The organism is Rhizobium sp. ZX09 (assembly GCF_017357485.1).
Classification (GTDB): Bacteria; Pseudomonadota; Alphaproteobacteria; order Rhizobiales; family Rhizobiaceae; genus Agrobacterium; species Agrobacterium pusense.
Map to the genome: position 1 here is coordinate 1,409,298 of NZ_CP031363.1, position 22,009 is coordinate 1,431,306.

Annotated in this window: 22 protein-coding genes; 13 read left to right on the forward strand and 9 right to left on the reverse strand. The window is 61.1% G+C overall.

Translation table 11 applies throughout. The features are described 5' to 3' along the window. Positions 1-67: 67 nt before the first annotated feature. From tgt to coaD, 5 genes are all read right to left on the reverse strand, one after another. Positions 68-1,198: a tRNA guanosine(34) transglycosylase Tgt gene (tgt, locus tag BTN45_RS06995; RefSeq protein ID WP_004442089.1), complete on the reverse strand. Its 1,131-nt coding sequence runs from the start codon at positions 1,196-1,198 to the stop codon at positions 68-70. Beyond that, positions 1,198-2,280, reverse strand: a complete 1,083-nt coding sequence (queA, locus tag BTN45_RS07000; protein WP_207589530.1) for a tRNA preQ1(34) S-adenosylmethionine ribosyltransferase-isomerase QueA — start codon at positions 2,278-2,280, stop codon at positions 1,198-1,200. Before queA ends, tgt begins: the two co-directional genes overlap by 1 nt. Positions 2,281-2,478: 198 nt before the next feature. After that, entirely contained in the window at positions 2,479-2,988 is a 510-nt protein-coding gene (locus tag BTN45_RS07005; protein WP_037093468.1) for a peptidylprolyl isomerase, read from the reverse strand. Positions 2,989-3,024: 36 nt separating this feature from the next. After that, a complete protein-coding gene (locus BTN45_RS07010; protein WP_004442095.1) occupies positions 3,025-3,594 on the reverse strand; it encodes a peptidylprolyl isomerase in 570 nt (189 codons plus the stop codon). 28 nt (positions 3,595-3,622) lie between these two features. Beyond that, positions 3,623-4,117, reverse strand: coding sequence for a pantetheine-phosphate adenylyltransferase (gene coaD, locus BTN45_RS07015; RefSeq protein ID WP_004442098.1), 495 nt, complete (start codon positions 4,115-4,117; stop codon positions 3,623-3,625). A gap of 436 nt (positions 4,118-4,553) precedes the next feature. On the opposite strand from coaD, the gene BTN45_RS07020 reads away from it, so the two are divergent. The 8 genes from BTN45_RS07020 to BTN45_RS07050 all read left to right on the forward strand — a co-directional run bounded on the left by BTN45_RS07020 (position 4,554) and on the right by BTN45_RS07050 (position 12,358). After that, positions 4,554-4,733, forward strand: a complete 180-nt coding sequence (locus tag BTN45_RS07020; protein ID WP_004442101.1) for a hypothetical protein — start codon at positions 4,554-4,556, stop codon at positions 4,731-4,733. A gap of 38 nt (positions 4,734-4,771) precedes the next feature. Then, positions 4,772-4,906: a hypothetical protein gene (locus tag BTN45_RS26630; protein WP_004442104.1), complete on the forward strand. Its 135-nt coding sequence runs from the start codon at positions 4,772-4,774 to the stop codon at positions 4,904-4,906. A 405-nt stretch (positions 4,907-5,311) separates the two neighbouring features. Continuing rightward, positions 5,312-7,204 (forward strand): peptidyl-prolyl cis-trans isomerase, encoded by a 1,893-nt coding sequence (locus BTN45_RS07025; protein WP_022556257.1) that lies wholly within the window; start codon positions 5,312-5,314, stop codon positions 7,202-7,204. Positions 7,205-7,220: 16 nt separating this feature from the next. Beyond that, positions 7,221-8,234, forward strand: a complete 1,014-nt coding sequence (gene trpD / locus BTN45_RS07030; RefSeq protein WP_173614671.1) for an anthranilate phosphoribosyltransferase — start codon at positions 7,221-7,223, stop codon at positions 8,232-8,234. Between the two features lie 10 nt (positions 8,235-8,244). Then, complete coding sequence (trpC, locus tag BTN45_RS07035; protein WP_207589531.1) at positions 8,245-9,060, forward strand: indole-3-glycerol phosphate synthase TrpC; 816 nt, start codon at positions 8,245-8,247, stop codon at positions 9,058-9,060. A gap of 6 nt (positions 9,061-9,066) precedes the next feature. Further along, positions 9,067-9,573 (forward strand): cyclic pyranopterin monophosphate synthase MoaC, encoded by a 507-nt coding sequence (gene moaC, locus BTN45_RS07040; RefSeq protein ID WP_004442115.1) that lies wholly within the window; start codon positions 9,067-9,069, stop codon positions 9,571-9,573. Continuing rightward, entirely contained in the window at positions 9,574-10,794 is a 1,221-nt protein-coding gene (glp, locus tag BTN45_RS07045) for a gephyrin-like molybdotransferase Glp (RefSeq protein WP_207589532.1), read from the forward strand. Positions 10,795-11,287: 493 nt separating this feature from the next. Beyond that, positions 11,288-12,358 carry a GGDEF domain-containing protein gene (locus tag BTN45_RS07050; RefSeq protein ID WP_207589533.1) on the forward strand — a complete coding sequence of 357 codons (1,071 nt, stop codon included), beginning with the start codon at positions 11,288-11,290 and terminating at the stop codon, positions 12,356-12,358. A 94-nt stretch (positions 12,359-12,452) separates the two neighbouring features. Here BTN45_RS07050 and BTN45_RS07055 read toward each other — a convergent pair whose 3' ends face one another. The 3 genes from BTN45_RS07055 to BTN45_RS07065 all read right to left on the reverse strand — a co-directional run bounded on the left by BTN45_RS07055 (position 12,453) and on the right by BTN45_RS07065 (position 15,513). Further along, a complete protein-coding gene (locus BTN45_RS07055; RefSeq protein ID WP_207589534.1) occupies positions 12,453-13,061 on the reverse strand; it encodes a pyridoxamine 5'-phosphate oxidase family protein in 609 nt (202 codons plus the stop codon). Positions 13,062-13,112: 51 nt separating this feature from the next. After that, a complete protein-coding gene (locus tag BTN45_RS07060) occupies positions 13,113-14,924 on the reverse strand; it encodes a monovalent cation:proton antiporter-2 (CPA2) family protein (RefSeq protein WP_037093460.1) in 1,812 nt (603 codons plus the stop codon). Positions 14,925-15,144: 220 nt separating this feature from the next. Then, positions 15,145-15,513 (reverse strand): gamma-butyrobetaine hydroxylase-like domain-containing protein, encoded by a 369-nt coding sequence (locus BTN45_RS07065; RefSeq protein WP_004442123.1) that lies wholly within the window; start codon positions 15,511-15,513, stop codon positions 15,145-15,147. A gap of 107 nt (positions 15,514-15,620) precedes the next feature. Here BTN45_RS07065 and moaA point away from each other — a divergent pair, with 107 nt between their 5' ends. The 5 genes from moaA to mobB all read left to right on the forward strand — a co-directional run bounded on the left by moaA (position 15,621) and on the right by mobB (position 20,146). Then, entirely contained in the window at positions 15,621-16,670 is a 1,050-nt protein-coding gene (moaA, locus tag BTN45_RS07070) for a GTP 3',8-cyclase MoaA (RefSeq protein WP_044460021.1), read from the forward strand. A 171-nt stretch (positions 16,671-16,841) separates the two neighbouring features. After that, positions 16,842-17,810 carry a DMT family transporter gene (locus tag BTN45_RS07075; protein WP_045533712.1) on the forward strand — a complete coding sequence of 323 codons (969 nt, stop codon included), beginning with the start codon at positions 16,842-16,844 and terminating at the stop codon, positions 17,808-17,810. Between the two features lies 1 nt (position 17,811). After that, complete coding sequence (locus BTN45_RS07080; protein ID WP_173614675.1) at positions 17,812-19,011, forward strand: multidrug effflux MFS transporter; 1,200 nt, start codon at positions 17,812-17,814, stop codon at positions 19,009-19,011. Continuing rightward, entirely contained in the window at positions 19,008-19,634 is a 627-nt protein-coding gene (gene mobA / locus BTN45_RS07085) for a molybdenum cofactor guanylyltransferase MobA (protein ID WP_173614676.1), read from the forward strand. Before BTN45_RS07080 ends, mobA begins: the two co-directional genes overlap by 4 nt. After that, entirely contained in the window at positions 19,631-20,146 is a 516-nt protein-coding gene (gene mobB, locus BTN45_RS07090; protein ID WP_173614677.1) for a molybdopterin-guanine dinucleotide biosynthesis protein B, read from the forward strand. The genes mobA and mobB overlap by 4 nt, the downstream gene beginning before the upstream one ends. A 289-nt stretch (positions 20,147-20,435) precedes the next feature. Here the strand turns inward: mobB and BTN45_RS07095 are convergent, their stop codons facing one another. Beyond that, the gene (locus BTN45_RS07095) at positions 20,436-22,001 is read right to left on the reverse strand and encodes a peptidoglycan DD-metalloendopeptidase family protein (RefSeq protein ID WP_037093448.1); all 1,566 of its coding nucleotides are present in this window, start codon (positions 21,999-22,001) and stop codon (positions 20,436-20,438) included. Positions 22,002-22,009: the final 8 nt, after the last annotated feature.

Below are 22,009 nucleotides of genomic sequence, written 5' to 3' on the forward strand. Positions count from 1 at the left end.
GCGACCTCGGCAGATCCTCGGCACGAGACCGAGGATGACGTCGAGTGTGGAGACAGGTCACGAGGCATTAAACCGGGTCTATATCGCCCCGCGCCCACATTTCGATGGTTTCCGCATAAAAATCGGCGAAACGGCCTTCCTCGATCGACTTGCGGATACCCTGCATCAGCTCCTGATAATAGGCAAGATTGTGCCAGGAAAGGAGCATGCCGCCCAGCGCCTCGTTGGCGCGTACGAGGTGATGCAGATAGGCGCGGGAGTAATCGCGCGAGGCCGGGCAGTTGGACTGTTCGTCGAGCGGGCGCATATCCTCCGCATGGCGGGCATTACGGATATTGACCTTGCCGCGGCGCGTGAAGGCCAGACCATGACGGCCGGAACGCGTCGGCATCACGCAGTCGAACATGTCGATGCCGCGCGCCACCGATTTCAGGATATCGTCAGGCGTGCCGACGCCCATCAGGTAACGCGGCTTTTCAGTGGGCAGCACCGGCAGGGTAATATCGAGCATGCCAAGCATCACATCCTGCGGCTCACCGACGGCAAGGCCGCCGACCGCATAACCCTTGAGATCGAGCTGCTTCAGCCCTTCGGCGGAGCGAATGCGCAGGTCCGGCTGGTCGCCGCCCTGCACGATGCCGAACATGGCCTTGCCGGGCTGGTCGCCAAAGGCGACGCGGCAGCGCTCGGCCCAGCGCAGCGACATTTCCATGGCGCGCTCGATTTCCTTGCGCTCGGCCGGCAGCGCGATGCACTCATCGAGCTGCATCTGGATGTCCGAATCGAGCAGGCCCTGAATTTCGATCGAGCGTTCCGGTGACATGTGATGCAGCGAACCGTCCACATGGCTCTTGAAGGTCACGCCCTTCTCATCCAGCTTGCGCAGACCGGACAGCGACATCACCTGAAAACCGCCGCTATCGGTGAGGATCGGGTGTGGCCAGCGGATCAGCTCATGCAGGCCGCCAAGGCGGGCGACACGCTCGGGGCCGGGCCGCAGCATCAGGTGATAGGTATTGCCAAGAATGATATCCGCCCCCAGCTCGCGCACCTGATCAAGATACATGGCCTTGACGGTGCCGACAGTGCCGACGGGCATGAAGGCGGGCGTGCGGATGACGCCACGCGGCATGGCGACTTCGCCGAGGCGCGCGCCGCCGCTCGTGGCTTTCAGGGTGAAGGTGAATTTGTCGTGCATCAGTTTTTCCGGAACAACAGGCTGGAATCGCCATAGGAATAGAAACGGTATCCGGTTTCGATGGCGTGCTTATATGCGTCACGCATCGTTTCGAGACCGCAGAAAGCCGAAACCAGCATGAACAGCGTCGATTTCGGCAGGTGGAAATTGGTCATCAGCATATCGACCGCGCGGAAACGATAACCGGGCGTGATGAAAATGCCGGTCGCATCGGACCACGGGTGAATGGTGCCATCCTCCGCAGCCGCGCTTTCGATCAGACGCAGCGACGTCGTACCCACGCAGACAATGCGCCCGCCCCGCGCCTTGACCGCATTCAGCCTGTCGGCTGTTTCCTGCGAGACGTGGCCGATTTCGAAATGCATCTTGTGATCGTCGGTATCATCGGCCTTGACCGGCAGGAAGGTGCCTGCCCCAACGTGAAGCGTCACGAAATGCCGCTCGATACCGGCCTTGTCGAGCGTCGCAAATAGCTCAGGCGTGAAATGCAGCCCGGCGGTAGGCGCGGCAACGGCGCCCTTCTCGCGGGCGTAGATGGTCTGGTAGTCGGTCTGGTCCTGCGCATCTTCCGGCCGTTTGGCCGCGATATAGGGCGGCAGGGGAATATGGCCGACGGAGGCAATGGCCTCGTCCAGAACGGGACCGGAGACGTCGAACAGCAGCGTGATCTCGCCCTCCTCGCCCTTCTGCTCGACGGTGGCCTCCAGATGGGCAAGGCCGCAGGCATTATCGCGCTCATAACCGAAACGGATGCGGTCGCCCTGCTTGATGCGCTTGCCGGGACGCGCGAAAGCCTTCCAGCGGGACTGATCGGCGCGCATGTGCAGCGTGGCCGAAACGGCCGTCTCCGGCGCGCCTTCGCGCAGCCTGACACCTTCAAGCTGGGCGGGAATGACGCGGGTGTCGTTGAAAACGAGCGCATCGCCGGCCCGCAGGAAGGACGGCAGGTCGAAAACGCGATGGTCTTCCATGCGATTTTCATTCGGATCGACCACCAGCAGGCGCGCGCTGTCGCGCGGGTTCGCCGGGCGTAGGGCGATATTCTCCTCGGGCAGGTCGAAATCGAACAGGTCTACACGCATTGCAAGGGCTCTCGAAAATATCAAAACCCGCCCTCAATGGGGCGGGTGGTGGGAGTGACAAGGCTTCGTCTAACGAGACGTCATCCTCGGGCTTGATCCGGAGACCGAGGATGACGGCTGAGAGGTTGGCACCCTTGTCATCAATGTGAAACGCCCCGCAGTTTCCTGCGGAGCGGGTAAACACCTTATAAGCTATTCTCAAGCCGCCGAAGCGAGCTTCATCGAAACGATCGAATCGGGGTCCTTCACCGGCTCGCCGCGCTTGACCTTGTCGATGGCTTCCATGCCCTCGATGACCTGGCCCCAGACGGTGTACTGCTTGTTGAGCCACGGGGAATCCGTGAAGCAGATGAAGAACTGCGAGTTGGCGGAGTTCGGGTTCTGCGAACGGGCCATGGAGCAGGTGCCGCGCACATGCGGGATGGCGGAGAATTCTGCCTTCAGGTCCGGCTTTTCGGAGCCGCCCATGCCGGCGCGGGCCGGGTTGAAGCTTTCGGAACCCTTCTTGCCGAATTTCACGTCGCCGGTCTGGGCCATGAAGTCTTCGATGACGCGGTGGAAAACGACGCCGTCATAAGCACCTTCCGATACCAGTTCCTTGATGCGGGCAACGTGGCCCGGAGCAACTTCCGGAAGCAGCTGGATCAAGACCTTGCCGGTCGTCGTTTCCATGATGATGGTGTTTTCCGGATCCTTGATCTCGGCCATGATTATTCTCCTCTGTTCGGGCTCTATTGCCCTGTCTTACTTCTTGCCGACAGTGACCTTGATCATCCGGTCGGGGTTGGAAACTTCGCCGTTGCTGCCCTGCCCGCGCTTGATCTTGTCCACGGCTTCCATGCCGGACACGACCTTGCCGACCACGGTGTACTGGCCGTTCAGGAACGGACCGTCGGCAAACATGATGAAGAACTGCGAATTGGCGGAATTCGGATCCTGCGAACGGGCCATGCCGACCACGCCGCGCGTGAACGGAACCTTGGAGAATTCGGCCGGAATATCCGGCAGGTCGGAGCCGCCAGTACCTGCGCGCTGGGCGCTGAAGCCCTTCTCCATGTTGCCATACTGCACGTCGCCGGTCTGCGCCATGAAGCCGTCGATGACGCGGTGGAAGGCGACGTTGTCGTAAGCGCCCTTCTTGGCCAGCGCCTCGATCTGCGCCACGTGCTTCGGCGCGACGTCGGGCATAAGCTCGATGACAACGGGGCCGTCCTTAAGCTGGACGGTGAGAAGTTCGGCGGCAGACGCAAAGGTGCTGGCGGCAAGCGCGCCCGCAAACATGGCGCCGGCAAAGGCAAATCGAACGAGTTTCATCGGATTGGCTCCAAATGTAAGGCTGAAGTCAGCGCTTCAGCTTGGCGTTAAGGGCTTCAAGCACGGCTTTCGGCACAAAGGCTTCGACATTGCCGCCCATGGCGGCGATCTGCCGAACCAATGTGGCTGTAATGGGTCGCGACGAGGTGCCGGCGGGCAGGAACACGGTCTGGATATCGGGCGCCATCTGGCGGTTCATGCCCGCCATCTGCATTTCATAATCGAGATCGGTGCCGTCACGCAGGCCGCGCAGCAGAAGTCGCGCGCCATGCTGACGGGCCGCATCGACAACCAGATTATCGAAGGAAACGACGTCCATGCGCGCCGCTTCGCCCGGCAGCTGCTCCGCAAGCGCCTGCTTTATCAGCCCTGCCCGTTCCTCGAAACTGAACATCGGCGCTTTTCCGGGATGAATGCCAACCGCGACAATGACCTTTGACGCCACGTTCAGCGCCTGGAGAAGCACATCCAGATGTCCGTTGGTCATCGGATCGAAGGATCCTGGATAAAAGGCAATCGTCATATCGCTCTCAGATGGTGGGCGCGTCTCGACGCTTCAGCATATGTGCCGCCTTTTGTCATGGAGAAGCACGCGGCGCAAGACTTTATAACCACCCCTCACAAGCGCGGCCGTGCCGTGAACCCCCGATGAACGGGCCGTTCAGTGCGGTTTCAGAGCCATTTTGTTTAATTGCACAGCATCGGGAAACCGAAACGCCTTTCGCCCGTTAAGCAACCGGAGAATCGAAAATGCTGGCCTTCATGATCGTCGTTTCGGTCATCTCGTCATTCGCAGCCGAGTATCTTTTCCTCGAATGACGGCCTCAGCCAGTTTCCTGAACGCCAGATGAACGAGCCATTCAAGGAAGTTTCACCGGGGCGATGCTAATCGATTTTTATGATTGACGCGGAACATGATCGGACATGGTGCGTTAACAAGAAACCAAAGGAACAGACAAATGTTTGTAAGAGAAAAACAGTCTACTTCGGCGAAAATCAGCGTCATCAGCACCGCCTGGACAGTTCTGGTTATCGCAATGGTAGCAACGACGTTTAGCCTTTATGAACAGAAGCCTGAAAAGCTTGGACCTGACTATCCGCAACTGACCGCCCGCTACCAGTATATGAATTATTACTGATAACGGGGAGAAACTCTCGAAACTCCGGAGACGACATCATGTTCACATTTCTGACGATGCTTCTTGCCCTGATCAGCGTAATGTTCGTGATGTCAATGATCTCTGTCGTCGCCGAGATGCGACGCGAGGACGAGGAGTTCAAGGCGATGATCCGGCGCGACCGCGCTTTCTGAGTGCGGCAGGCTGGCATAAATCCGCTTTTAAAAATGATTGTTCTCAGCCGCCCTGGAGCCTCCGGGCGGTTTTGTTTTGAAAGGCCTGCGATGGCCGCCCTCGTTCCTGTGCTTTTCACGGGAATCCAGTCAACACACGTCTGTGCGACGGAAAGACTCTTTTCAGCCCAAGGACTTGGGCGGGCTCGATTCCTGTCACAAGCACAGGAATGACGGTGTGGATGCCGCTGATATCCATCCGTTGCCTCCATTTCGGCGCCTCCAATCACACAACCGTTTTCAAAACCCCGTTTTTCCAAGGGAAATTCCCTTCAATTTCCGAATGGATTGATTTAAGGAACGCCGATACGTTGCGGGCCGGACAGCCGGCGACCGCGATGACGTTCCTGTGAGGTTTGCATAACGATGCTCGATTCCCTGAGAAATGCTTCTCGAACCATGGCAGCCAAGCTGCTGCTTCTCCTGCTTGTTGTTTCTTTTGGCATCTGGGGCGTTTCCGCATCGCTTGTCACCGCCAATTCCCACGCCGTCATGACGGTAGGTGACCAGACGGTCAGCCCGGAGGAATTCCGCCTCGCCTATCAGCGGCAGATTTCCGATCTCAGCCGCCAGTTCGGCACAAGGCTGACGACCGAACAGGCCAAGGCCTTCGGCATCGACCGCCAGGTCTTCAGCCAGCTTGCAGCCGGGGCATCGCTTGACGAACTCGCTTCGAAGATGAACCTCGGTCTTTCGGAAGACCGTCTTGCCAAACTCATTGCCGAAGACCCCGCCTTTAAATCGGTCAATGGCCAGTTCGACCGCAACCTCTTTACGGAGCGCCTGCGCAATTCCGGTTTCCGCGAGGACGACTACATCAAGGAACGCAGCAAGGTCGCCGTGCGCAGCCAGATCGTTGAAGCCGTCTCGGACGGTTTTGCCGCACCGCAGGTTCTCGTGGATGCCCTGAAGCAATATCGCAACGAGCAGCGCGCCGTTGATTATGTCATTCTTTCGAACGCCGTCATCCCGCCGGTCAAGGCCCCCGGCGACGACGTGCTCGCCCCCTGGTTCGAGACGAACAAGACGAAATATCGCGCGCCGGAATTCCGCAAATTCACCTATGTGAAGCTGGAACCTTCCGACATCGCGGAGCCAGCCTCGGTAACGGACGCCCAGATCGCCGATTATTATAACAGCCACAAGGACAGCTTCCGCACCGCCGGCCGCCGCACGGTCGAGCAGCTGACCTTCCCGGACAAGGAAATGGCCGCCGCCGCCGCCGAGCAGATCAGGCTCGGCAACACCACCTATGACCAGGTGGTGAAGGATCAGGGCAAGACGCCGTCCGACGTCACGCTTGGCGAATTCACAAAGGATACCATCCCCGACCAGTCGATTGCCGATGCCGCTTTTGCCATCCAGAAGGATGGGGGCGTTTCGCCAGTGGTTGAAGGTTCGTTCGGCCCGGTACTTCTGCGCGTCACGGGCATCAAGCCGGAAACCACCCGCACGCTGGAAGAGGCAAAGGAAGACATCCGCAAGGATCTCGCCACCGCTGCCGCCGCGGAAGAAATCACCAATGTGCACGACCGTTACGAGGATCTGCGCGCCGGCGGTTCTTCGCTTGCGGACGCCGCACAGCAGTTGAACCTGAAACCGGTCACCATTGCCGCCATCGACGCAGCCGGTCTCGACGAAAAGGGCGATGCGGTCGAAGGCCTGCCCTCCCCGCAGCTCGCCCAGGACGTGTTCAAGACCGAACCCGGAACCGAGGCCCTGCCGATCAATCTCGGCCGCGAAGGTTACATCTGGTTCGACGTCGAGCAGATCATCCCTGCCCGCGACCGCACGCTTGCCGAAGTCCGCGACGATGTCGTGGCCGACTGGACGGCAGAGCAGCAGCGCACCGCACTTGCCGCCAAGGCCGACGAGCTGAAGGCCCGCGTTGAAAAGGGCGAGACGCTGGAGGCTGTCGCGGGTGAGCTGAGCCTTGCAGTCGAACAGAAATCCGGCCTGCGCCGCACCAGCGAAGATGCGATTTTCGGTCGCCAGACCATCGCCGCCGTCTTCTCGGGCGCCGAAGGCGTGGTCGGCACCGCGGCCGATGCCGATGGTTCCAGCCGCATCCTCTTCAAGGTCACCTCTGTCGACACCAACGCGACGCCGGACGCGCTCGCCAATGACGACCAGCAGTTTGCCGCCATTGCCCGCGCGGCCGGCGACGACATGCTGGACCAGATGGTCAACCGCCTGCAGAATGACTATGGTGTGACGATCAACCAGGCCCTCGCCGATCAGGCGATGGTCGGCTTCTAACCCGGGAGGCGACGAGATGGCCGAACTGAAGCCGCTGATCGCCAGGGTCGCGAATGGAGAAAGCCTGAACCGCGAGGATGCGCGCACGGCTTTCGACATTCTGATGTCGGGCGAAGCCACGCCGTCGCAGATCGGCGGTTTCCTGATGGCGCTGCGCGTGCGCGGTGAAACGGTCGACGAAATCGTCGGCGCCGTCTCCTCCATGCGTTCCCGGATGTTGCCGGTTTCCGCCCCCGCCAATGCCATCGATATCGTCGGCACCGGCGGTGACGGCATCGGCACCTACAACATCTCGACACTCGCCTCGATCATCGTCGCCGGCACGGGCCTGCCGGTCGCCAAGCATGGCAACCGGGCATTGAGTTCCAAATCCGGCACGGCAGATGCGCTTTCCGCACTCGGCGTGAAGCTCGATATAGGTCCCGATCTCATCGCCCGCTGCATCAGCGAGGCGGGTCTCGGCTTCATGTTCGCGCAGATGCACCATTCCGCCATGCGCCACGTTGGCCCGAGCCGCGTCGAACTCGGTACGCGCACGATCTTCAACCTGCTCGGCCCCCTCTCCAACCCGGCCGGCGCAAAACGGCAATTGCTCGGCGTGTTTTCGCCACGCTGGCTGGTGCCGCTTGCCGAAGTGCTGCGTGATCTGGGTTCAGAAAGCATCTGGGTCGTGCATGGCGACGGCATGGATGAAGTCACCACCACGGGCGTCACCCGTGTGGCGGCGCTCGAAGGCGGCAATATCCGCACCTTCGAGCTGACCCCGAAAGATTTCGGCGTTGAGCCGGCGCGGATGGACGACCTCAAGGGCGGCGACGGCATTGCCAATGCGGCGGCGCTGCGCGAGGTTCTTTCAGGCAAGCGCAATGCCTATCGCGACGTATCGCTTTGCAACGCAGCCGCAGCGCTTGTCATCGCCGGCAAGGCGGAAACGCTTGGCCAGGCCATGACGATTGCCAGCGATGCCCTCGACAGCGGCAAGGCCGCCGCCGCGCTGGAGCGTCTGGTCGCCGTATCAAACGAGGAATGAGAGCGAGATCATGAGCGACATTCTCAAGAAGATCGAGACTTACAAGCTCGAAGAAATCGCCGCCGCCAAGGCGAAGGTTTCACTGGCCGATCTGAAGGCCATGGCTGCCGACCAGAGCGCACCCCGCGGTTTTTACAGGGCGCTGAAAACAAAGCAGGCCGAGGGCAAGTTCGGCCTTATCGCCGAAATCAAGAAGGCCAGCCCCTCCAAGGGCCTCATCCGCCCCGATTTCGATCCGCCGGCGCTGGCTGCGGCCTATGAGGCTGGCGGCGCTGCATGTCTTTCTGTCCTGACAGACAGGCCGAGCTTTCAAGGCGCTGCGGAGTTCCTGACCGCCGCCCGCAACGCCTGCGCCCTGCCCGCGCTGCGCAAGGATTTCATGTTCGACACCTATCAGGTGCACGAAGCCCGCGCCTGGGGCGCGGACTGCATTCTCCTCATCATGGCCTCGCTGTCGGATGACGACGCGAAACGGCTGGAAGACGAGGCTTTTGCGCTTGGCATGGATGTGCTGATCGAAGTGCACGACGAAGAGGAAACGGAACGGGCGCTGAAGCTCGACTCGCCGCTTTTCGGCATCAACAATCGTAATCTCCGCACTTTCGAGGTTGGCCTCGAAACCAGCGAAAGGCTGGCGGGACTGGTGCCCGCCGACAGGCTGCTGGTGGGCGAAAGCGGCATCTTCACCTTCGAGGATTGCCAGCGCCTGAAAAAAAGCGGCATCAGCACCTTCCTCGTCGGTGAAAGCCTGATGCGCAAGGACGATGTGACGGCGGCCACCAAGGCGCTGCTGACGGGCCAGTCCGGCATTCTGGCAGCGGAATAAACCCGGATGAGCGACGACCAGAAGCTCACCCATATCGACGCGGCCGGTGAAGCGCATATGGTCGATGTTGGCGACAAGGCGGAAACCGTGCGTGTTGCGGTGGCCGAAGGCTTCGTGAAAATGAAGCCGGAAACGCTGGCGCTTATCCACGACGGCAACGCCAAGAAGGGCGATGTCATCGGCACCGCACGGCTGGCCGGCATCATGGCCGCGAAGCAGACCGCCAATCTCATTCCGCTCTGCCACCCGCTGATGCTGACCAAGGTGGCGGTGGACATCACCGAAGATGCCACCCTGCCCGGCCTCCGCGTTGAGGCCAGGGTGAAACTGTCAGGCAAGACCGGCGTGGAAATGGAAGCGCTGACCGCCGTCTCCATCGCCTGCCTGACGATCTATGACATGGCGAAGGCCGCCGACAAGGCGATGGAGATCATCAATATCCGCCTGCTTGAAAAGAGCGGCGGCAAATCCGGTGATTTCAAAGCCAGCGATTTCGGGCGACAGGAGAACTGAATGAAGCCGCTGCTGCCCGTGGATGAGGCCATCGCGCGCCTTCTGGACGCAGCGGTTCCGGTCACCGACACCGAAACTCTGCCGCTCGCCGAATGCGACGGCCGCGTTCTCTCGGTCGATCTCATCGCAAGCCTCACCCAGCCCCCCTTCGATGCCTCAGCCATGGACGGTTATGCATTGCGCAGCGCCGATGCACCGGCCATCGGCTCGGTCCTCACCGTCATCGGGCAGGCCGCCGCCGGTCATGCTTTTGCCGGTACGGTGGGTGAAGGACAGGCCGTGCGCATCTTCACCGGCGCGCCCGTGCCGCAGGGTGCGGATACGATCCTCATTCAGGAGGATGCCGAAATCCTGGAAGGTGGAAAGATCCGCACGGCCTTCGATGTCACCGCAGGGCGACATATCCGACCGCGCGGGCAGGATTTTACCAAAGGCGAAACGGTGCTGGAGGCTGGAAGGGAACTCGGCTTTGCCGATCTCACGCTGGCGGCGGCGACGAACCACGCCACGCTTACCGTCTATCGCAGGCCGCGCATCGCCATCCTTGCCACCGGCGACGAGTTGCTGCCGCCTGGAAGCGTTCCGCAGCCGGCGCAGATCATCGCGTCCAACACCTTCGGCGTCGCCGCGCTGGCCCGCAAGGCCGGTGCAGAGGTACTGGATCTCGGCATTATCCCCGATGATGACGCGCTGATCCGCGCCGCCATCGGCGAGGCCGTTGCGGCGAAGGTTGATGTGCTGGTGACACTCGGCGGCGCCTCCGTCGGAGACCACGATCTGGTGCAGGCTGCATTGAAGGCGGAGGGCATGCAGCTCGATTTCTGGCGCATCGCCATGCGGCCGGGAAAACCGCTGATGGTGGGCTCCATCGGCAGCATGCAGGTTCTCGGCCTGCCCGGAAACCCCGTGGCCAGTCTCGTTTGTGGTCTGCTTTTCCTCGAACCCTTGGTCAGCCGGATTGGCCGGCACCTGCCCCCGCAACGCATCGCGACCGCAAGAACCGCGACGGCGCTGAAGGCCAACGACCACCGCCAGGATTATCTTCGCGCCCGCCTGGTTAGCGGTGGTCAAGGCGGCGTGGTCGTGGCGGAACCTTACGCCAGACAGGATTCATCCATGATGAACATCTTGGCCCATTCCGACGTCCTGATCGTACGCCCTCCCCATGCGCCGCAGGCTGACGCCGGGGCCGAATGCCCGGTCATCAAACTCAGGGCCTGAACCCGCAGCCAAACGTAGACAACACGCTTTCACGGCACTCGGATGAGGCATTTGTACACCCGCCTGCTGACATCGCCCGGAACGGCGCCGCGTTCAATCCCCTCAGGTCCGCCAGACAAACTGTAACGTTACGCCTTTGGAGGCGACAAATATCGGCGCACCCAAAACCATGTCTTGGCGAATGGAAATTCCCCGCCCCTTGAGCTTTTTTCCTCTCCACGAATCGCGTTGCTGTGCCAAAATAAATCAGCTGCAAAGCGTTATCGGGATTGACAGAATAAATGCGAAACTGTCACCAAGGCGGATAGTAGAGGTCAAAAATTCCGAAAATTCCAAAAAATGAAAATTACTTATAATTATCAATTAAATAAGATAAAAATCGTACAAAATGGAATTTCCTGCAATAAAAATTAGTTCTCCATAAATTAAGCTTTCCAAAACAGCCTCCATAATAATAATCATAGTCTATAAGCAGACTCACTGGAGTTTCTTGATGAACACGGCATCCACGCCCAAGACCACGGGACCCGACATTGCCGGGCAGATTGCCCACGCCATGCGGAGCATGGGTGTTTCGCCGATCCCGCGCAACTACAGCCTTTTCTACGAAGCCTATATCGGTTCGAACCCCGCGCTGACCAAGGATCTGGCGGCGCTGGGAAACCGGGTGACGCAGGAGGATCTGGACGAGCTGTCCGCGCGTTATGGTGATGGCGGTCCCGCGCGTTTCATCGACGATGCGCATGAAAAGCTGCGACGCGAACTGGAAGCCCTTCTGGGGACCTTACGGCGGGAACAATCCTCCATCGAGAACTACAACAGGATCCTCGGCGAGACACGGCAGCGTATCGATGACAAGAATGCCGCCAGCAGCAATATTCTGAGAAACGCAATTGCGTTGCTGGCCGAGGCCACCGGCTCGAAGATCATCGACGGCGAAAAGGCGTTCAACGACGTCAACCGCCATGCCGAGGAAATGCACCAGGTGCGCCTGGAGCTGGATGAATACAAGCGCATCGCCAATACCGATTCGCTGACCCGCCTTTCCAACCGGCGGGCTTTCGACGACCGGCTGGCAACCGTTTACGACACCTCCATCGGCCTGCAATACACGTCGCTCGTCCTGCTCGATATCGATCACTTCAAGCGGATCAACGACACGTTCGGCCATCCGGTCGGCGACAAGATTCTGGCCACCGTCGCTTCGGTCATTCGCGCCAATGTCCGCAAGGACGGCTTCGTCGCCAGAAGCGGCGGCGAAGAATTCGCCATCATTCTCGACGGCAATACGCCGGAGGAAGTCATGGTGATGTGCGAGCGCATCCGCCTGTCGCTGGAGAGCACACCTTTCCGCAATTCCAGATCAGGCGCGGATTACGGCACGGTAACGATCTCGATCGGTTTTGCCGCTGCCGCGCAGGCCACCAATCCGACCGAACTTTACGCCCATGCGGATACGGCGCTCTACCACGCCAAGGAAACCGGCCGGAACCGCTCGGTCTTCTACGAGGACGGTATGCAGAAGAACTATACCGGCAAAAACTGGCTGATTTATCGGACTTGAGGCAAATTGCGCCGATTTGGGCGCATTAAAAACACAGCGCTCTCCCCACCCTCATTCCTGACAAGCATAGGAATGAAGGCGAGAGGGGGAAGCCTCACCACATCGTCTTCGCCGCGCGCGCCGCCCATTCGCGATCATAGGTCTCCTGATCGAATTCCGCCTTGGCCGCCTTGAGCAGCAGACCCGGCGTCGGAAGCGACGACGGGTCGACAAAATTGTCGGGATTCCACAATTCAGACCGCATCAGCGCCCGTGCACACTGGAAATAGACTTCGTCGATCGTGACCACGATGACGGTGCGCGGATGTTTGCCATCCATCTCGAAGCTCTGCAACAACGTGGGGTCAACGGAAACCACGGCGCGGCCATTGATGCGCATGGTCGTATTCGAGCCGGGGATCAGGAACATCAGCGCCACGCGCGGATTCCGCACGATGTTGAGAAGCGAATCCACGCGGTTATTGCCGCGCCAGTCCGGCAGCAGCACGGTCTTGTCATCGGCCACGCGCACCACACCGCCCTTGTCGCCGCGCGGTGAACAGTCCATGCCCTCCGGCCCCACCGTCGCCAGAGCGAGAAACGGTGACGTTTCGATCATCAGCCTGTATTCGGCCGTCAGCGCGGCTGTCACCTTGGCGATGGATGCCTCGCTCGTGCCGTCATAGATGGCCTTTAATTCCTCGACCGTGCGAATGATCGTCATGTCAGTTCCTATCCCTCGAAATCACCCTGCGACACCGCCGGGCGCAATCCCTTAATCTTCCGCCGCTTCCGCCTTTTCCCGCTCCGCCCGCTCACGCGCCGTGCGCGCGGCGACGAGATCGGCTGGCTGGGCGTTGCCACGGATCAGCGAACGGCCGGCATAAATGCCGCCGACGACCTCCATGGCGAAACGCTCCTCGTCGCGGTCGCGGAATTCCTCCACCAGACGGGCGGCGTCTTCCCGCTCCTCGCCCATGGCGCCCAGAACCTCCTCGCTGAAATTCAGCGCTGATTCCAGCGTCTCGCGAATCTGGTAATCCACGCCGGCCTTCAGCAGATCGATGGCGTGGCCGCGGTCATAGGCGCGGGCAAGAACCGGAACCAGCGGGAATTCATGTTTGACGATCTCCGCGATCCGGACGGCTGCTTCCTTGTCGTCGACGCAGATGAGAACAGCACGCGCCGTGCTGGCGCCGGCGGCATGGAGGATTTCCGCCCGCGAGCCATCGCCATAATAGACCTTGAAACCGAATTCCGCCGCATCGCGCACGAAGTCGGCATCCTTGTCGATCAGCGACAACGTGTAACCGCGCGCCAGAAGCGGCTGGCTGACGATCTGACCGAAACGCCCGAAACCGATCAGGAGAATGCTGCCCTCGACATTTTCAGGCACGTCGAGATCGTCAGTATTGGGCACCGCCGCCGGCACCAGCCGGTCATGCAGGATGACCATCAGCGGCGTCAGCACCATGGAGATGATGATCGTCGCCGTCAGGATGGCATTGGCCTCCCGGTCGAGAATGCCGGCGCTGACAGCCGCCGAATAGAGCACGAAGGCGAATTCGCCGCCCTGCGCCATCAGCACCGCCCGTTCCAGGCTTTCACGCCTGGTGGTGCCGAGCGCCCGCGCCACGCCATAGATGAGGAAGGCCTTGAGCAGCATGTATCCGGCGACACTGACCAGCACCAATTGCCAGTTGGAGGCAATGACGGCAAGATCGATCGCCATGCCGACGCCGAGGAAGAACAGGCCGAGCAGAATGCCGCGAAACGGCTCGATATCCGCCTCCAGCTGATGGCGGAAGGAGGATTCCGACAGCAGCACACCGGCCAGGAAAGCGCCCATGGCCATGGAAAGGCCGCTGACCTGCATCAGAAGCGCCGAACCCAGCACCACCAGCAGCGCCGCAGCCGTCATCACCTCGCGCGCACCGGAGGCCGCCAGCAGGCGGAAGAACGGGTTGAGCAGATAACGTCCGGCAAGGATGAGCGCACCGACGGCGGCAAGCGCAATGCCGACGGAAACCCAGCGCTCCGACGCCGTGACATGTTCCCCGCCCGAACCGAGGAAGGCGACGAGCGCCAGCAGCGGCACGATGGCCAGATCCTCGAACAGCAGGATGGCGATGATGCGCTGGCCCTTCAGGCTCGACATGCTGTTGCGCTCCTGCAGCATCTGCATGACGATCGCCGTCGACGTCAGCACGAAGCCCGTGCCAGCGACGAAGGACATGATGACAGGAAAGCCGAGACCGACCCCGATCAACGTCAGGCCGCCCATGCAGACCAGCACCTGCAATGCGCCGAGCCCGAAAATATCCTGCCGCATGGACCACAGCCGCGACGGCTGCATTTCAAGGCCGATGATGAACAGGAACATCACCACGCCGAGTTCCGCTATGTGCAAAATGGCCTGCGAATCGGAAAAGAAACCAAGACCGTAAGGCCCGATCACCAGGCCGGCGGCGAGATAACCCAGCACAGAGCCGAGGCCGATGCGCTTGAAGATCGGCGCGGCGACAACGCCTGCCGCCAGCAATACGACCACCTGGGCCAGATCATTTCCGTTCGCTTCTACAGCCACACGCCACCCCGCTGAAAATCAATAAGACGAGGGTGTTCCCTCCCTCACTTCCTAGCGCATCGGCGTGAAAAGCGAAAACGATTTTACTGAAGGACGATGCGCAGATTCAACGGGTTACTTGTCCCTCAGGCATGCGGGCTTCAGAGGCAGCTATCCTTCTCCCCCTCATTCCTGTGCTTGTCACAGGAATGAGGGGGGGGGCCGCAGGCCTTGCGTCCGCCTAACGGTACCGTGGCTCCCTGCTCAAGCCTTTTTCGGCGAGCTCCCGTTCATAATCCGCAAACAGCCTGTCCCCGGTCTCACCCAGTTCCTTCAGGTATTTCCAGGTGTAAATGCCACTGTCATGGCCATCGTCAAAAACGATGCGCACCGCATAGTTGCCTGTCGCGACCATGGAGCGGATGGCGACATCGCGTTTGCCCGGCACCGTGACCTTTTGTCCCGGCCCGTGGCCCTGCACTTCTGCCGAAGGCGAAAGCACGCGCAGCATCTCGGCCTTCAGCCGGTAAACGCTTCCATCGTCGAAGGAAACGGTCAATTCGCGCCGGTCTTTCGACACAAGCAGCTCTGTCGGCCAGGCATCACTCATTTTTCACTTCCGCAAGCTCATCACATGCGTCAGAATTACGGACTTGCCTCAGGATAGGCAAGCCACTACATCATTTGAGGGGCACATCGCGCAATGAGGATGGAGACGTGAACAGTTTCCCCGGATCGCTTGGAAAAGCGCAGTTCCTGACGGAAAACAACGCACCGATGGTGGACCCTTTCGGCCGCGCCATCACCTATCTGCGCGTTTCCGTGACCGACCGCTGCGATTTTCGCTGTACCTACTGCATGTCCGAACACATGACCTTCCTGCCGAAGAAGGACCTTCTGACGCTCGAAGAACTCGACCGGCTCTGTTCCGTCTTCATAACGCGCGGCGTCCGCAAGCTCAGGCTGACCGGCGGTGAGCCGCTGGTGCGCAAGAACATCATGTCCCTGGTGAGGAACCTCGGGCGGCATGTCGAGAGCGGTGCGCTCGAGGAATTGACACTGACCACCAACGGCTCACAGCTGGCGAAATTCGCAGCCGAACTCGCCGATTGCGGCGTGCGCCGCATCAATGTCTCCCTCGATACGCTCGACAGCGATAAATTCCGCCATATCACCCGCTGGGGGGATATCGACCGGGTGATGGAGGGGCTCGATGCCGCACAGGCGGCAGGCATCAAGGTGAAACTCAACGCCGTTGCGCTGAAGGACTTCAACGATGCCGAAATGCCGGAGCTGATGCGCTTCGCCCACGGCCGCGGCATGGACCTGACGGTCATCGAGACCATGCCGATGGGCGAGATCGAGGAAGACCGCACCGACCGTTATCTGCCGCTTTCAAAGTTGCGCAGCGATCTCGAGCAGAGCTTCACGCTCATCGACAGCGATTACCAGACCGGCGGCCCGGCCCGTTACGTGACGGTGAAGGAAACCGGCGGCCGGCTGGGCTTCATCACGCCCATGACCCATAATTTCTGCGAAAGCTGCAATCGTGTCCGTCTCACCTGCACCGGCACGCTCTATATGTGTCTCGGCCAGGACGACGCTGCCGATCTGCGCACGGCGCTGCGCGCTTCCGACAGCGACGCCTATCTTTCCAGCGCCATCGATGAAGCCCTTCTGCGCAAGCCGAAAGGACACGATTTCATCATCGACCGCACCCACAACCGACCCGCAGTCTCCCGCCATATGAGCGTGACAGGCGGCTGAGGCTGGCTGAACGTCTTTCTCATCCACCCACCCATATAAACGGTTGAATTGCCCGCTCTGCCGTGCAACGTCTCTTTATATGGAGGAATGCGTGGTTGCGCCGTAACGGCGGCTCCAGATCGCCCGGAGGGGCGGACGGAGTAAACCGCGCATGGTCTGGGATATTTGGGAATGGCATTGACGGACAATACGCGCGGCGCGCTTTTCATGGCGCTCGCAATGGCAAGCTTCACGGCCAACGACGCGCTGACGAAGTCCGTCACCCCCTACATCAACACCGGTCAGATCATGTTCGTCCGCGGCATCATGACCGTGGTGCTGATCTATATCGCGGCCCGGCATTTCGGCGCGCTCCGGCCCCTGAAAACCCTTTTGCGCCCCATCATCATCCTGCGCTGTCTCTGCGAGGTGACCGCCGCCGTTCTTTATCTGACGGCGCTCGGCCTCATCGAATTTTCCAATGCCTCGGCCATATTGCAGTCCCTGCCGCTGGTGGTGACGCTGGGTGCGGCGTTGTTCCTGCGCGAACCTGTGGGCTGGCGGCGCTGGGTGGCGATCATCGTCGGTTTCATCGGCGTGCTCGTCATCATCCGGCCCGGCCCGGAAGGCTTTACGCCGGGCGCGCTGCTGGTTGTCGCATCGCTGGCCGTCACCGCCGCGCGTGATCTGCTGACGCGGAAAATGTATGCCGATGTGCCTTCGCTTGCGATCACCGTCATCACCGCCTTCGTCAACATGGCAGTGGGCGGCCTCTTGATCCTGCCCTTCGGCGGCTGGCAGCCCATGAACGTCACGATCGTCTCGCATCTGGCCGCCTCGGCCATTCTGGTGCTGGTCGGCTACCAGGCGATCATATTGTCGATGAGATCGGGCGAAATTTCCTTCGTCGCGCCGTTCCGTTATACCGGCCTGCTCTGGGGTTTCATGATCGGCATATTCTTCTTCAACGAGAAGATCGACAATTACACCATCATCGGCGCCATGATCATCATCGGTTCGGGCCTTTATACCTTCTACCGGGAAAGCCTCCGAAAGCGCTCGCAGATGGCCAAGCGCGCGGCCGCCACCCCCACTGCCGTGACCACCGTACGGCCGGCTTCCGTAACGAAAGCTGCCGTTACGGAAGAGGCGGGAGAATGACATGAACGGCGGCCGTTTTCTGGACAGAACCACCCCACCCCACATCATCACGCTGGTCGTCATCGCCGGTGTCGCGGCGCTGTGCATGAATGTGTTCCTGCCCTCGCTTGCAACGATGGCAGTGTATTTCGAGGCCGATTACGCGGTGATGCAATTCGCCGTCTCGGGTTATCTCGCCGCCACCGCCTGCCTGCAGCTCGTCATCGGCCCGCTCTCCGACCTCTTCGGGCGCCGCCCCGTCATGCTCGCCAGCATCGCCGTCATGATCGTAGCGACGCTTGTGTGCATGCTGGCGCCCAATATCACTGTCTTCATGATCGGGCGCGTGGCGCAGGCGGCCGTCGTTTCCGGCTTCGTGCTCGCCCGCGCGATCGTGCGCGACATGGTGCCCATGGAACAGGCGGCCTCGATGATCGGCTATGTGACGATGGGCATGTCCGTGGTGCCGATGGTGGGACCAACGGTTGGCGGCCTGCTCAATGACATCTCGGGCTGGCAATCGAGCTTCGCCCTCCTCTGCCTGCTTGGCCTCGGCATCCTGGCGCTCGCCTGGCTCGATCTCGGCGAAACCAACCACAACAGATCGGCAAGCTTCTCGCAGCAGTTCCATGCCTGGCCGGAACTTCTGCGCTCGCCGCTGTTCTGGGGTTACGCCCTGACCTCGACCTTCTCATCGGGCATGTTCTTCTCCTTTCTCGGCGGCGCGCCTTTTGTCGGCAGCGTGCTTTATGGGCTTTCGCCGGCCATGCTCGGCCTGCAATTCTTCTTCATGGCCAGCGGATACATGCTCGGCAACTTCATCTCCGGTCGTTATGCCAGCGAAATCGGCATCACCCGCATGATGCTGTCGGGCAATGTCATCGGCATTGCCGGCATCATCGCCGCCATCGCGCTGATCTCGGTCGGGGCGGAAAGCGCCTATGCGTTTTTTGTGCCGCTCGCCCTGATCGGCGTCGGCAACGGCGTGACGCTGCCCAGCGCCAATGCCGGCATGGTCAGCGTCCAGCCGCATTTGGCTGGCTCAGCCTCCGGTCTCGGCGGCGCCATGACCATTGGCGGCGGCGCGGCACTCTCGGTTCTCGCCTCCTCGGTTCTTTCAAAAGAGGATGGAACCTGGCCGCTTCTTCTGGTGATGCTGGCGACCGGCCTTGTCGCGTTCCTCACCACCTATATCGTAAGGCTGCAGGAAAAGCGGGAATGACGGCCCCTTTTGAAATACCGGGCCTGGTACTCGCCGGTGGGCTTTCGCGGCGTATGGGCAGCAACAAGGCGATGGTGCAATTGGGCGATGCGCCTCTCATGTCCCATGTCATCAGCCGCATCACGCCGCAGGTCTGCGACGTCACCATCAATGCGGCCAATGGCTGGGCGGAAAGTTTCGGCCTGCCGCTGCTGCCCGATACGCTGAACGGCCACGCCGGTCCGCTCGCGGGCGTTCTGGCCGGCATGCGCCATTTCCAGCATCGCGGCGACGCGGTCAGCCACTTTCTGACAGCGCCCGCCGACAGCCCGTTTTTCCCTGACGATCTTGTGATGCGGCTTTGCGAACACCTGTCCGACAATGCAATCGTCATTGCCGCCTCCAGCGGCCAGCTTCATCCGGTCTTTGCGTTGTGGCCGGTCGCTCTCGCCGATGATCTCGATGCATGGCTGAAGAACGATGCCAACCGGCGCATCCGCGCTTATCTTGCCCGGCATGTCACCATTGGGGTTGCTTTTGCGCCGCTGGAAACGGCAAAGGGCAGCCTCGATCCGTTCTTCAACATCAACACGCCGGATGAGCTTGCACTGGCGCGCAGCTATCTGGAGAGCATGGAAGCATGACGGCACAAAAGGTCTTTGGCATCGCCGGCTGGAAGAACTCAGGCAAAACTGGTCTTGCCGTGCGCATCGTCACCGAACTGACCGCGCGCGGCTACCGTGTCTCCACCATCAAGCACGCCCATCACGATTTCGATATTGACAAGGTCGGCGCCGATAGCTGGCGTCACCGGCAGGCCGGCGCGCACGAGGTCACCATCGTTTCCGGCACCCGCTTCGCCATCATGCATGAATTGCGCGGCGAACCGGAGCCCTTCTTCGAAGACATCCTCTCCCGCCTCGCGCCGTGCGACCTGGTGCTGATCGAAGGTTATAAATACGAACCGGTCCCGAAAATCGAAGCGCGCCGGGTTGAGGCGGCGAAAACGGAACCGCTGGCGCCGCTCGATCCGCATATCGTCGCCATTGCCGCCGATCACGCGGTGACGGACACGGCGCTTCCGGTTTTTGATCTCGACGATACCGGCGCGATTGCCGACTTCATCGAGACGACGGTGGGTCTGGTCAGGGGTTAGACACGTAGCGGTTCGACGTGACTTGGGCTGCATCCCAAATCCGTCATACCGGCCTTGAGCCGGTATCCAGCCAGCCCAAGTCCTTGGGCTGAGGAGACTCATTCCGCCGCGCAGACGCACGTCGGCTGGATGCCGGATCGGGTCCGGCATGACGGAGGAGAAAACCGCGAGAAACCAATGCCCACTAAGCCCGAGGCACCCATTCCAGAACTTTTTCCGCACGCATCACCCCATAAAATGAAAAAGCCGGGCTCATCACCCGGCTTCATCATTCCTTGAGACGCAATACCTATTCAAGGAAAGTGGATGGGTTCACCGGCGTCGCATCCTTGCGAACTTCGAAGTGAACCTGCGGACGTTTGGCGCTGCCGGTCATGCCCGAGGTGGCGATGGTCTGGCCGCGCTGAACCTTCTGGCCACGCTGCACGTCGAGATTGGCAGCGTTGCCATATACCGTGACCTTGCCGTCGTCATGGCGGACAAGAACCGTGTTGCCGAGCTGCTTCAGGCCATTGCCGGCATAGATGACGACACCGTTTTCAGCGGCCTTGATCGGCGTGCCCTCGGGAACCGAAATGTTGATGCCGTCGTTGCGGCTGCCTTCGACATTGTCACCGAAATTATTGATGACCGCGCCGCGCACCGGCCAGCGATATTTGCCGATGCCGGTGGATTCCGGTGCGACCGACGCCATGTCGGCCTTTTTCTCGATATCGCTGACACTGGCGGTGGCCGGAGTTGCGGGCGCAGCCGGAGCGGCGGCGGCGGCCGGCGCCTTATAGGGCTCTGGCTTGACGGATGCGGTTTCGACGGGCTTTGCGGCTTCCTTGGCGGGAACGGAAGCGGTCTTGATGGCATCCGTCGAAGCACCCGGCATGTTGAGCGTCTGGCCGACGCGGATGCTTTCGTTGCCGAGACCGTTTGCCGCCTTGAGAGCAGCCACCGACACCCCGTTTGCACGGGCGATCTTGGCGAGGCTGTCGCCCGGCTGAACCTTGTAGCCACCAGAAGGCGGCAGCGGCTTGCCGCCCGGAGGCGTCAGTTTGCCAGCTTCAGCAGAAACCTTGTCACGGGCGGCGGCCTGCGACGGCAGCACGGCCACGTTTCCATCCGGCGCACGCAGCGGTGTCGGCTGGTCGCCATTGCGGTTGAGCGCAATATCGCCGGCGGCATCCTTGGCGGCGTTGCGGACCTGGCCGAACTTCGGAATGAGGATCGACTGGCCGGCCTGCGCGGCGGAAGCGGTCTTCAGGCCATTGACCCGCAGCAGTTCCTTTTCCGGAACGCCGTAGCGGTTGGAGAGGGTCGCAATGCTTTCGCCGGGACGCAGGGTCACGGAGGCGGCGCCATCGGTGTGCCAGCCGTTTTTGTCGGAACGAACGGTCGCGGTGGTCAGGTTGTCAGCGGCGGGTGCGGCAGCCTGCCGTGCGGGCGCTGCCAGAGACGGCGCGGCCTTGGGCTGGGCGGACGGGAAAGGCTGGGCCATGGCTTCGTTGCGGGTCGACGGATCGCGGCTCGCCACGGCTGTCGGCGCGGACAGCTCGGAACGCTGCACCGGCGAGGCCGAGGCACGGGCCGTGGACGGCTGAACGCCACCGTAACCACCCGATTGCTGCGGATAGGAATTGCCGGCCATGTTCTGGTTGGCATAACCTCCCTGTGGCGCGGCAGAGGCGTAACCGCCATTCATGTCGCCCTGCGGAACCGGGGCCTGCCCGTAAGCACCGCCGCCCTGACGGGCAGGAATTGACGCCGTGGTCATCTGATCCGGTCCACTGGAAAAGAGGCCGCTGAACCGCGTTGCATCCGAGCTACAGCCCGTTGCGACGCTTGCCAGCAATGCCGCTGCGAACATTTTTGCGA

Bases quoted from the DNA above. Each gene is read 5' to 3' on its own strand.
- BTN45_RS07025 (WP_022556257.1), top strand. From the start codon at position 5,312: ATGCTCGATTCCCTGAGAAATGCTTCTCGAACCATGGCAGCCAAGCTG.
- mobB (WP_173614677.1), top strand. From the start codon at position 19,631: ATGACGGCACAAAAGGTCTTTGGCATCGCCGGCTGGAAGAACTCAGGC.
- BTN45_RS07095 (WP_037093448.1), bottom strand. From the start codon at position 22,001: ATGTTCGCAGCGGCATTGCTGGCAAGCGTCGCAACGGGCTGTAGCTCG.
- BTN45_RS07005 (WP_037093468.1), bottom strand. From the start codon at position 2,988: ATGGCCGAGATCAAGGATCCGGAAAACACCATCATCATGGAAACGACG.
- BTN45_RS26630 (WP_004442104.1), top strand. From the start codon at position 4,772: ATGTTCACATTTCTGACGATGCTTCTTGCCCTGATCAGCGTAATGTTC.
- BTN45_RS07065 (WP_004442123.1), bottom strand. From the start codon at position 15,513: ATGAGTGATGCCTGGCCGACAGAGCTGCTTGTGTCGAAAGACCGGCGC.
- glp (WP_207589532.1), top strand. From the start codon at position 9,574: ATGAAGCCGCTGCTGCCCGTGGATGAGGCCATCGCGCGCCTTCTGGAC.
- BTN45_RS07080 (WP_173614675.1), top strand. From the start codon at position 17,812: ATGAACGGCGGCCGTTTTCTGGACAGAACCACCCCACCCCACATCATC.
- tgt (WP_004442089.1), bottom strand. From the start codon at position 1,198: ATGCACGACAAATTCACCTTCACCCTGAAAGCCACGAGCGGCGGCGCG.
- trpC (WP_207589531.1), top strand. From the start codon at position 8,245: ATGAGCGACATTCTCAAGAAGATCGAGACTTACAAGCTCGAAGAAATC.
- BTN45_RS07055 (WP_207589534.1), bottom strand. From the start codon at position 13,061: ATGACGATCATTCGCACGGTCGAGGAATTAAAGGCCATCTATGACGGC.
- trpD (WP_173614671.1), top strand. From the start codon at position 7,221: ATGGCCGAACTGAAGCCGCTGATCGCCAGGGTCGCGAATGGAGAAAGC.
- queA (WP_207589530.1), bottom strand. From the start codon at position 2,280: ATGCGTGTAGACCTGTTCGATTTCGACCTGCCCGAGGAGAATATCGCC.
- BTN45_RS07020 (WP_004442101.1), top strand. From the start codon at position 4,554: ATGTTTGTAAGAGAAAAACAGTCTACTTCGGCGAAAATCAGCGTCATC.
- moaC (WP_004442115.1), top strand. From the start codon at position 9,067: ATGAGCGACGACCAGAAGCTCACCCATATCGACGCGGCCGGTGAAGCG.
- coaD (WP_004442098.1), bottom strand. From the start codon at position 4,117: ATGACGATTGCCTTTTATCCAGGATCCTTCGATCCGATGACCAACGGA.
- BTN45_RS07050 (WP_207589533.1), top strand. From the start codon at position 11,288: ATGAACACGGCATCCACGCCCAAGACCACGGGACCCGACATTGCCGGG.
- BTN45_RS07010 (WP_004442095.1), bottom strand. From the start codon at position 3,594: ATGAAACTCGTTCGATTTGCCTTTGCCGGCGCCATGTTTGCGGGCGCG.
- mobA (WP_173614676.1), top strand. From the start codon at position 19,008: ATGACGGCCCCTTTTGAAATACCGGGCCTGGTACTCGCCGGTGGGCTT.
- BTN45_RS07075 (WP_045533712.1), top strand. From the start codon at position 16,842: ATGGCATTGACGGACAATACGCGCGGCGCGCTTTTCATGGCGCTCGCA.